Source organism: Nostoc parmelioides FACHB-3921 (assembly GCF_014696625.1).
Taxonomy (GTDB): domain Bacteria; phylum Cyanobacteriota; class Cyanobacteriia; order Cyanobacteriales; family Nostocaceae; genus Trichormus; species Trichormus parmelioides.
Window position 1 is genome coordinate 24,202 of record NZ_JACJQL010000062.1, and the last position, 10,217, is coordinate 34,418.

The 10,217-nt window shown below is 38.1% G+C and carries 9 protein-coding genes; 3 read left to right on the forward strand and 6 right to left on the reverse strand.

The genetic code is table 11. From position 1 onward, the window contains the following. Window positions 1–30: 30 nt before the first annotated feature. On the forward strand, window positions 31–198 hold the full coding sequence (locus H6G14_RS26285; RefSeq protein WP_190571057.1) for a hypothetical protein: 168 nt from the start codon (window positions 31–33) through the stop codon (window positions 196–198). Here the strand turns inward: H6G14_RS26285 and H6G14_RS26290 are convergent. The 4 genes from H6G14_RS26290 to H6G14_RS26305 all read right to left on the reverse strand — a co-directional run bounded on the left by H6G14_RS26290 (window position 188) and on the right by H6G14_RS26305 (window position 3,873). After that, complete coding sequence (locus tag H6G14_RS26290) at window positions 188–2,293, reverse strand: hypothetical protein (RefSeq protein WP_190571059.1); 2,106 nt, start codon at window positions 2,291–2,293, stop codon at window positions 188–190. The two genes, H6G14_RS26285 and H6G14_RS26290, sit on opposite strands and share 11 nt — an antisense overlap. Then, window positions 2,259–2,405 (reverse strand): hypothetical protein, encoded by a 147-nt coding sequence (locus tag H6G14_RS26295; RefSeq protein WP_190571061.1) that lies wholly within the window; start codon window positions 2,403–2,405, stop codon window positions 2,259–2,261. The genes H6G14_RS26290 and H6G14_RS26295 overlap by 35 nt, the downstream gene beginning before the upstream one ends. Before the next feature lie 308 nt (window positions 2,406–2,713). Next, the gene (locus H6G14_RS26300; RefSeq protein WP_190571063.1) at window positions 2,714–2,998 is read right to left on the reverse strand and encodes a hypothetical protein; all 285 of its coding nucleotides are present in this window, start codon (window positions 2,996–2,998) and stop codon (window positions 2,714–2,716) included. A 635-nt stretch (window positions 2,999–3,633) separates the two neighbouring features. Next, window positions 3,634–3,873 carry a helix-turn-helix domain-containing protein gene (locus H6G14_RS26305; protein WP_338421220.1) on the reverse strand — a complete coding sequence of 80 codons (240 nt, stop codon included), beginning with the start codon at window positions 3,871–3,873 and terminating at the stop codon, window positions 3,634–3,636. A gap of 232 nt (window positions 3,874–4,105) precedes the next feature. On the opposite strand from H6G14_RS26305, the gene H6G14_RS26310 reads away from it, so the two are divergent. Continuing rightward, window positions 4,106–4,408: a hypothetical protein gene (locus H6G14_RS26310; RefSeq protein ID WP_190571065.1), complete on the forward strand. Its 303-nt coding sequence runs from the start codon at window positions 4,106–4,108 to the stop codon at window positions 4,406–4,408. Window positions 4,409–4,632: 224 nt separating this feature from the next. Here the strand turns inward: H6G14_RS26310 and H6G14_RS26315 are convergent, their stop codons facing one another. Next, the gene (locus H6G14_RS26315) at window positions 4,633–4,851 is read right to left on the reverse strand and encodes a hypothetical protein (protein ID WP_190571067.1); all 219 of its coding nucleotides are present in this window, start codon (window positions 4,849–4,851) and stop codon (window positions 4,633–4,635) included. A gap of 142 nt (window positions 4,852–4,993) precedes the next feature. Beyond that, window positions 4,994–5,233: a hypothetical protein gene (locus tag H6G14_RS26320; RefSeq protein ID WP_190571069.1), complete on the reverse strand. Its 240-nt coding sequence runs from the start codon at window positions 5,231–5,233 to the stop codon at window positions 4,994–4,996. A gap of 203 nt (window positions 5,234–5,436) precedes the next feature. Between H6G14_RS26320 and H6G14_RS26325 the strand changes: the two genes are divergently transcribed. Then, window positions 5,437–9,609: a HEAT repeat domain-containing protein gene (locus H6G14_RS26325; protein ID WP_190571071.1), complete on the forward strand. Its 4,173-nt coding sequence runs from the start codon at window positions 5,437–5,439 to the stop codon at window positions 9,607–9,609. The last annotated feature ends 608 nt before the right edge of the window (window positions 9,610–10,217 follow it).

The following is a 10,217-nucleotide window of genomic DNA, read 5'->3' on the forward strand; positions in this document are numbered from 1 at the left end:
AAATCTGCTAAACCTTTGATATGAGGTTGTTTGAGCCTAAACCGTCAACTTCATTTGAGAGGCTTAATAGTCAAAGCAGGAAGAGTAGGTAGGGGTAATGCAACGATTCACGAAAAGTTTGGCGATCGCCAAACTTTTCGGTCTACTGAAAGTACTAATCTTCAGATCCATGTGCGCCAAATTTGTATTAACTGCTAAGGAAATTCAATAGATGCTCTCGCTCAGCAGGGCTTAACTTCTGCAACTCTATTAACAGAGTTTGGAAACTCTGCTGTGTTTCCTGTTTTTGTGGAAGCACGGGTTCTGGCGTTTGCTCAAACAATAACTCATTGATTGCCTCCTCAATCGGCCGCCGTTTTTCTTCTGGAGTAGAGCGTTCATACATTTGGCGAAGGGTTTCGAGTGTATGCCCCATATAATGGGCAAGCGAGCGCAATTCGGCATCACTGAGTCTGACTTGAAAAGCCCAAGTCGCCCAAATATAGCGCATCGTATGCGGAGTAATTCGCTTACCTATCAATCGATGTGAGGTTGTGTGAAACGACCCGCCAAAAGAAGGCCCATCGGCATACGCACCAGTATCTGGTTCCACAAACACATAACCCCAAGACCATTTAGTAGAATTTTGACTAGTCGGTAGGCAGCAAGCATCACCAGGATTGAATTCTGCTCGTCCATGAGTAACCCAGCGTCCGGGTTTACCTAATAATTCTGGTTGCCACCAATCATAGACCAACTTATTCTTATAACCCACCGGCATCCACCAGCCATACAAATAGCGTTCCAAGTAATCATAAAAACTAGTTTCATCTGGACACTTACGGTTGGGAACTACGATTGATTGAGGTGCGTGCGATTTACGAGTTTTATAATTTTGGACATCTAAGACCCACACCCCTTCTGGATAGTGTTTTTTCTCATGCACATAAGTTTTGTATAAATAGTTATCCTTAATTGTCCCGTCCCAACGTTTTTCTCGTACCTCATTTTGTGGCAGAGGATGATACAAACCATCAGCAGGCACAGATTCTGGACGATTAATAGGACAACTCAAAGCAATTTTTAAAGTGCGATATTCTTGCTGTCGTCTTGCAGGTCTGTCTGCCAAAAAAGACCATTTCAAGTAATGTTGAATACTCTTGGCAATTACAAAACCCCGTCGCAATATGCCACGGCTGGTTCGGGGTCTGCATTCCTGCCGCAAGGGTTCGACAATCTTCGCTCTGATTACAGAGAGTGCTGTTTCGCCTTCTTTAGTGTCCGGCCACTTCTTTTCAAAATCCACTACCGACTGTCGATTTCGAGTCCACTCGCTGATTTCCTTGCGAACTTTATCCAATTGATTGTTAATCAATTTAAACAGAGGTATCTGTGCGTAATCTGATTCTTCTTCCACTTCGCTAAGATAAAGAAATTTTCCCAGTGTTGCTAGCGCAGTCAGCTTATTTCGTATCGTCTGCGGACTCTTTGATAAGAGCGTTGATCGCAAAAACTGGAAATAATCACACAACAAAGTAGAGAGACTTTGTTTATGCTGTTTCCAAAGTTTGGCTTGTTCTCTACTACTAAGATGCTCTAAATCTTCTTGGCTAATTAGAGGAAATAAATGTGTTAGCGAGAGTGACTCTAAGTTTATCGATGGTGTGCGGTATTGATAGCACCAGCCAAGCATCAGCCGTATCTCTTTGACATATTCATCAGCCGAAGATTCTGAAATCGGTTCAACTACTCGCAGTGGCCACTCTGGAGAAGTCAAATATCTGTAAAATTCATCCAATTTCTTCTGCAACGGAGCAGGAGTGTATTGCGGTTTGAGGGTGTATTTGGGATATTGCCGCCGTCGTTCAGTTAGGGGAGTGTTGGAAGTATCTCCGTAAGGATTTTTTATGACAGGACAACATTGGTCTTTTATCTTGCTCAGATGCACAGAGCGTTTAGGCCACCACTCTTGTTGTTCACTCCATTTTAAAAATTGGTTGATACGGTTGCCATAAATATTTCGTGTTGCAGTAGATACTTTTTGTACAGTAAACGCCTGCTGTAAAACTTGAAGAGCTTTCAACAACAACTTGACTTCTAAATTGTTCATAAACTCTAACGCCGAAGTCGCGTCGGCGTTAGTCATTTTTCTTCCTGAACTTGTTCTCTTCCAACCAAATTCTGGTAAGAGGAAACGAAAGATGCCGGAACGAAGTTCGTTGAGAATTCGTTCTGCTTGCTCCTTTTTATAATCAGTTCTAATCTTTTCAGCATAAAGCTCAAGCACTTCTTGAAGACTGAGAGATTCTTGCATAATAAATTCCTCCAACGATTCCGACAAGATTTGAAAAATTAATTGAGCTATTATTTAAAACCTCAAGCTTACCTCTAATGACATTTTCAGAATCATAAATTTTATCTTGCATTATTACTTTCTGTTGTTTATTTATTAGTAAATCATGTTTTTAGCGTTGAAGCCAATGAATTAAACCCTTACAAACGTAATTACTATTTCTAGGCTACTACCTTGTATTTGTAAGACTTTAGAGCGTTTATTTCGGTAATTATTTAATAAATAATTTGGAAATACACAATAAATAGAAGGTCTTAAATAAATCCTGAGCATAATCTGTGTAAGGTTTATTAGGGATTAGTAGTTGAGTCAAAATATGTCAATAAATCAAATTAGAAAAAATTAGCTATGATTTAGTAGCTAAGTGACTGAATTTGAAGGTCAAGAGGAGGTAGTGTCTGATTGATTATCAGTTTTTACCTTAGATATTGTCAGCAAATTGCGACCAATTCTTTCTATAAGTTCGCTTTTAGAAATACACAATTTTTCACTAATTTTAGCCAAACCAGAGTTAGCTGTTGGGGTGATACTAAATGAAACTATTTTTTTTAATTCGTCATAGATTTCTGGTTGATTTCGCATAGATTTAACCCCCTTGCGAATTGGTTTTTTTTCATTTAATTTACGCTGTCTAACATGATTGCTTCGGTTGTTTTTGTTTTTCATTATTCAGTATTAATTGGTTGGTTTTTATTTAAAATAATCACACATTAGGCAAATGCTATATGTATATTAGCTAGTTTTATCATTGATAATCTTGATACTTTTATATTTTTAAAATGTCAAATTACTATGTTGAATGGCACGGAATTTACCCTTTTTGATGGATTATTTTTTGAGTTAAAATATCCGAAAGTCTTGTCAAAACAGAGAAAAATCACTTTCGGTTAATCTAGATGTCATAAATATTTATCACAAGTATTTATGACGGACAAGGTTGAAGTAGATTTGACATAATTGCCTACGTTTTTGTTAATAACAAAAAAAGCCGGGGAACTCCCCGGCTTGGGTTGAATTAAATTTTTCTCTGGGTTCATTTTTGGTTATTTACCCTATGATTAATTCTATTTTCTTTAGAAGTATTTGAAATGTCAAGACTAAATTTAAAAATTTTAGTTGACTATATTTATTAATAATTATTCCTATAGCAAGGCTTTAGTAATTGATGAAAATCTTCCCGACAATTACTAATAGCAATAAAGCCCCCACGGGTAACGCCGTAGGGGCTTGCATTTTGATTTGCTTGCATTTTAGCATTGAAAATTTCTAGATGCCAATCAACCTTTTGAACTGGCTCAAGCTCAATCCACTACAGAGACTAGCTTGCTATCGTTATCATCTGGCTCGTATTGCAAAAGCTCCCCTGGTTGACAATTTAATGCCTTACAAATACCGTTTAACCTCTCTGGGGCTAATCTGGGCATGGAGTCAACCTTGCGAAGTCTGTAAACTGAATTCTCAGTTATCCCTAGCATCTGGGCTAAGTCTTTATTCTTAAGTCTTTTTCTTGCCATCACTTCATTTAATTTCCAGCAAATCACTTTATCTATAGGCAGATAACTACATACCTAGTTTAGTCGTTGCTAAACGTTGATTTCTCTACTTGTCGCATTTTACGTGCTTTGTAGATTAATAATCTTTAAAATGTTATTAATCTACGCTTGACGCAATAGTGCGTGTCACGTAGATTAATAAATATCAAAAGCAAAGGCGATCGCCCTCCGGGAAGAGTCTGCGATCGCCTTTGTGAAACCCCATAACGAGGTCATTCACATGATTACACAAGAAGTATTTGACAACCAAACTTTGATTGAATCAGAGTTTGAGGACTATATTGACCAGCTAGTTGATGTACGAACGGTAGAAATTGAAGTTGATTCAGTAATGGATGTATTTGGAGAACTATATCGAGTTTGGTATAGCTACCAATTGCTGGGAACTTTTTACCAAAATCTTGATGGTAAATGGGTAGCACAACCTTGTAATACAAATGAAAGACCCCGTTGTGACACTCCTGAATTGGCGCAGCTTTTCATTGTTGCTGTCAACGGTTTGCTTGTAGCGGATGCAGCGTAAATATTGACAGAAATTGTATTTCCCTCACCTAGAGATGTGATATTAATCACATCTCTTTCTTGTTTGGATCTAGATTGTCAAACTTTAGTATTGAGCTTACTTGTATTGAACCTATACTACCCCTTCATCCGCATCGACCTAACGCAACACCAATAGGATAAGGCGATCTCATTGGATCGCCTTTGTGTTTTAATTAATTAAAAAGCAAATGGTGTACAGTCTTGCTAGAGCAGTATTTTGAATACTGCAATTAATAAGGAGACTATTGCTGCAATGGCTCCCAGTATTGGTTGCCAAAACTTACATTGCTGGCGAAATCTCAAAAGTAAAGGTTTCTCATAGGTAATACTTGATGCTGTATGAGTATCTGGATTTACATTAGGTCTAGATTCTGACTCATCATGAGATTGAATAGAAATAATTGATTGAGCTTTATTGTCCATATCGTTTTTTTCTGTATTTTGAGTTAGCAAGCTAGTTTGGGAGCTTGAGAAACATCCAGGTTGGCTTTGCTTATTCTTGTAATCGTCATCTGTCATAAAGTGTGACCATGTTGGATTTGAGCGAACAAGTGGGATATTGAGATTAGCGAGATTTAAGAGTTCTAATGAATCCAGCGAGCGCACCAATTACGATTGCAATACTTAGGGAGATCGCAAAGGGACTATAAGGGTTTTGCAGCAATACAGGTGTAATATCAACTTGGTATGTAGCATTGCCAGAGCCAATTACTGGGATAGCTTGCGGTAACTTCTCATTAAGTCCTTGGGCTACCTTTATCGCTTGCAGGGTGAGGTTCTGTTGGTTTTGGTTAATCTTTGTCATGGCTATCACTCCTTTTTGGTTATGAAATCAAGTTACCTGGAGTAATAAGCACGACACTGGACATTTAGGGGCAGAATATTAGGGCAAATCGGGGCATTTAAGGACAGAATATAGGGATATGGATAATTAGCCTTTTCTGACCTTCATAAAATCAACCAATCTTGTAAAGTAGAAATATTCTTAACTGTACAAACACATCAAATATGGGGGTACCACGGAAACGTAGTAGTGTTCAAATCCATGAACAGGGAATAAAAAAACTTTCTAATGCAAAAGACACGAAACGTTTGACTTATAAAGAAATTGCAATCGCAGCGAATGTAGATGAAAGAACTGTTAAACGTTTTTTTAGTGGTGAAGGTGTTAGTAAAGGTATAGCAATCGCCATCGCCAAAGCCTTAGATTTAGAACTAACAGACTTAATCGATGTAAAACCGACGACTCCGCCACCTGAAACAACAGCTACTCTCATCAACTGGCGCGAAGTATGTAGCACAATGCTAGAACCGCAGCGCCGGATAACCAGCAATCTTCTGATGCAAGATGAATCTGCCAAAAAAGAAAGAAAGCAGGTTTATGTTCCCCTAGCACTGGTGCAGAAGACAAAAACAGATAAACGCGAAAATGACGACTTTTCCTCGGAGGAGGGAACACGTCTTTATGAACCGGAATATGAAACCCAGCAGCGATTTGAGCATGAAGCTTTCTTAACTCAAATTCTAGAACGCGGTGAAGGTAAAACTAAAGGTAAGCAGATAGCAGTAATTGGAGAACCGGGTGCAGGGAAGACAACGCTGCTGCAAGCGATCGCTTTTTGGGTATTAGAGAAAGACTTAGGTTTACCAGTCTGGATATCTCTGGCAGACTTGGGACGAAATGGAAGTTTAATGGATATTCAAACATATATATCTAATAGTTGGCTTGAGCAAGCAATTCCCCCAACACAGTTGACTCAAAAAATACGGGATGACTTTACAAACCAAATTCAGCAGGGGCGAGTTTGGCTGCTATTGGATGGGGTGGATGAAATATCTGGAGGGGAAGCGTCTCAGCAACCATTAGAAGAAATTGCTCGTCAGTTAACTGGATGGCTAGCGCGTTCATCGCGGTTGGTGTTAACCTGTCGGTTGAATGTTTGGCAAGCAGATCGTAACGCACTAGAAAGTTTTGAAACTTATCGCCTACTTGACTTTGACTATCCCCAACAGGTGCATCAGTTTATCGATAATTGGTTTGTGGAAGAGATTGAAAAAGGAGAACGGTTAAAGACAGAATTAGACTCATCTCAACGAGTGCGTTTGCAGGACATGGTGCAAACTCCTCTGCGTTTGGCACTGTTGTCTAGTATTTGGCAAAGTGAAGAGGGAGATTTACCAGAGACAAAGGCGGGACTGTACCATCAGTGTGTGCAACAATTCTACAAATGGAAACAAAACCGTTTCCCCACCAGCATCCAAGAGCAAAGAAATTTAAATCAATCATTGGGACGTTTAGCTCTACGGGATATCAACGAGGGGGGTTCACGGTTCCGGTTGCGAGAAACTTTTATTATTGAAGAATTAGGCTATCCAGATGATGAAACTTCGCTGTTTTACAAAGCATTAAAACTCGGTTGGTTGAATCATGTAGGAATTGCGGCTGAATCTCCCAGCAAAGAAAAAGTTTATGCCTTTTACCATGCCACCTTTGAGGAATATTTTGCTGCATTAGCTGTTAAAGATTGGAACTATTTTCTAAATCACGTTCCTGAGAACCCAGAAAAAGGAACTTATCGCATATTTGAACCACAGTGGAAAGAGGTAATCTTGCTGTGGTTGGGGCGAGGGGATATAAAAGAGGAACAGAAGGAAGAATTTATTAAAGCATTGGTAGAGTTTGACGATGGGTGCAATACTCATAGTCAAATTCCTAACTGGAAGGGATTTTATGAATATCGAGCCTATTTTCTAGCCGCAGCTGGGATTGCCGAGTTTAAAGATTGCAATTTGGCAGACACAATCGTGAAGCAAATTGTTAAATGGAGCTTTGGTTATTTCGATATTCAAAAACAGGACTGGCAGAGATTTGACCAACAGATAGAAAAAATTGCTAGGGTTGTACTGATAGAGACGGAGCGCAAAAAAGTTATCATTGTATTATTAGAGTTAATTCATAATTCTAAAGATAAATCTATCCTTTGGGAAGCGGCAGCTATTTTAGGTGAAATAGCCCCAAATAACCCTACCGTTATCGCTGAATTATTAGAGTTAATTCGTGATTCTCAAGATGAACCAACCCTTTGGAAAGCGGCAGCTATTTTAGGTAAAAGAACCCCAACTAACCCTACCGTTATCATTTTATTATTAGAGTTAATTCATGATTATAAAGATGAATACAATATTTTGGAAAAGGTAGGTTTTTTAGATAAAATAGCCCCAAATCATCCTATTGCTATCACTGCATTAGAGGAGTTAATTCGTGATTCTCAAGATGAATCAACCCTTTGGAAAGCGGCAGCTATTTTAGGTGAAATAGCCCCAACTAACCCTACCGTTATCACTGTGTTGTTAGAGTTAATTCGTGATTCTCAAGATAAATATATCCTTTTGAAAGCGGCAGATATACTAAAAGAAATAGCCCTAAATAACCCTATTGCTATTACTGCATTAGAGGAGTTAATTCGTGATTCTAAAAATAAATCAACCCTTTGGAAAGCGGTAGATATTTTAGGTGAAATAGCCCCAAATCATCCTACTGCTATCACTGCATTAGAGGAGTTAATTAATGATTCTCAAGATGAATATACCCTTTGGAAAGCGGCAGAGAGTTTAGGTAAAATAGCCCCAAATCATCCTACTGCTATCACTGTATTATTAGAGATAATTCGTAATCTTAAAAATGAAGTTGCCCTTCGGATGGCAACAGAGAGTTTAGTTAAAATAGCCCCAAATCATCCTACTGCTGTCAATGTATTAGAAAATTTAATTCGTAATTCTAAATATGAATTTAACCGTATTCAAGCGGCAGAAATTTTAGTTAAAATAGCTCCAAACAATCCTATTATTATCAATGTATTAGAAAATTTAATTCGTAATTCTAAAGATGAATATACCCATATTCAAGCGGCAAAGGTTTTAGGTGAAATAGCGCCAGATAACTCTACTGTTATCACTGCATTATTAGAGTTGATTTGTAATTCTAAAGATGAATTTACCCGTATTCAAGCGGTAGAGATTTTAGGTGAAATAGCGCCAGATAACTCTACTGTTATCACTGCATTATTAGAGTTAATTCGTAATTCTAAAGGTGATTTTATCCGTATTCAAGCGGTAGAGAGTTTAGGTAAAATAGCCTCAAGTCACCCCACTTATATCACTATATTATTAGAGTTAATTCTTGATTATAAAGTTGAATTTATCCGTCTAATAGCAGCATCTGTTTTAGGTAAAATAGCCTCAAGTCACCCCACTTATATCACTGTATTAGAGGACTTAATTCGTAATTCCAAAGATGAATTAACTCGTAGAAACTCGGCAGATATTTTAGGTAAAATAGCCCCAGCCAACCCTATTACTATCACTGTATTAGAGGACTTAATTCGTAATTCTAAAGATGAATTAACTCGTAGGAACTCGGCAGATATTTTAGGTAACATAGCCCCAACCAACCCTATTACTATCACTGTATTAGAGGACTTAATTCGTAATTCTAAAGATGAATATACCCGTATAAAAGCAGCATCTGTTTTAGGTAAAATAGCCCCAGCTAACCCTACCGTTATCGCTGCATTATTAGAGTTAGTTCATGATTCTAAAGATGAATTAACTCGTAGGAAATTGGCAGAGAGTTTAGGTAAAATAGCCCCAGCTAACCCTACCGTTATCACTGCATTAGAGAAGTTAATTCGTGATTCTAAAGATAAATATACCTGTATAAAAGCAGCATCTGTTTTAGGTAAAATAGCCCCAGCTAACCCTACCGTTATCACTGCATTAGAGAAGTTAATTCGTGATTCTAAAGATGAATATATCTGTATAAAAGCAGCATCTGTTTTAGGTAAAATAGCCCCAGCTAACCCTACCGTTATCGCTGCATTATTAGAGTTAATTCATGATTCTAAAGATGAATTAACTCGTAGGAACTCGGCAGATATTTTAGGTAAAATAGCCCCAAGGAACCCTACCGTTATAACTGGATTAGAGGAGTTAATTCGTGATTCTAAAGATGAATATACCCGTATAAAAGCAGCATCTGTTTTAGGTAAAATAGCCCCAAGTAACCCTACCGTTATCACTGTTTTAAAAAAGTATTTATCACATACGGCTTACGAAATTATTTGGCATTGCACTCAAACTCTGACTTATCCCGCCTTTTATCTAGCTTGGCATCAGGAGTGACAGCCACGACCTCTCAACAGGCTTGCGACGCATTGGCTGACAAACCCCTTATCATTCAAGCCTTTTAGCAGAGTAATTATTTTTTTTCTTACTTCTATTTCTTACTTTTAGTGAAATCATCAATAAAAGGCTCAGAAATTCTAAATATCATTGATTCAAATCTATATTTGATCTGGATTTTTTCAGCGAACAAAAAATTACCTTGCGATTAAAGTCTAGAATCTAGAATCTATAATATAAATTCTAGATTCTAGATTCTATAAAGCTGTGCTTTCTCTTTCTCAATTAATAATGATAAGAAGCATTCCAATTCGAGAGCGGTTCTTATGACAGAGCAAGAGATATTTGAACATTTATTCAGCATTGCGGATCAATCCGATGACACTGGTGGAGTGGTGAGTTCGTGCTTGGTACGACAAGGTTTGATTGTGGCTGTTGGAATCAGTTGTAACGACGGCAAACATTCAGAATATGTACTTCTGCGTCAGCTCGAACTCTCTGCTATCAGAATATAGTGGGAGCGTGAGAACCCCTACGATTTATCGAGGGGATGAAACGCGACTCAAGGGGATTTATCCCCGTGTTTCCTCACTTACCACGCTGGTTTT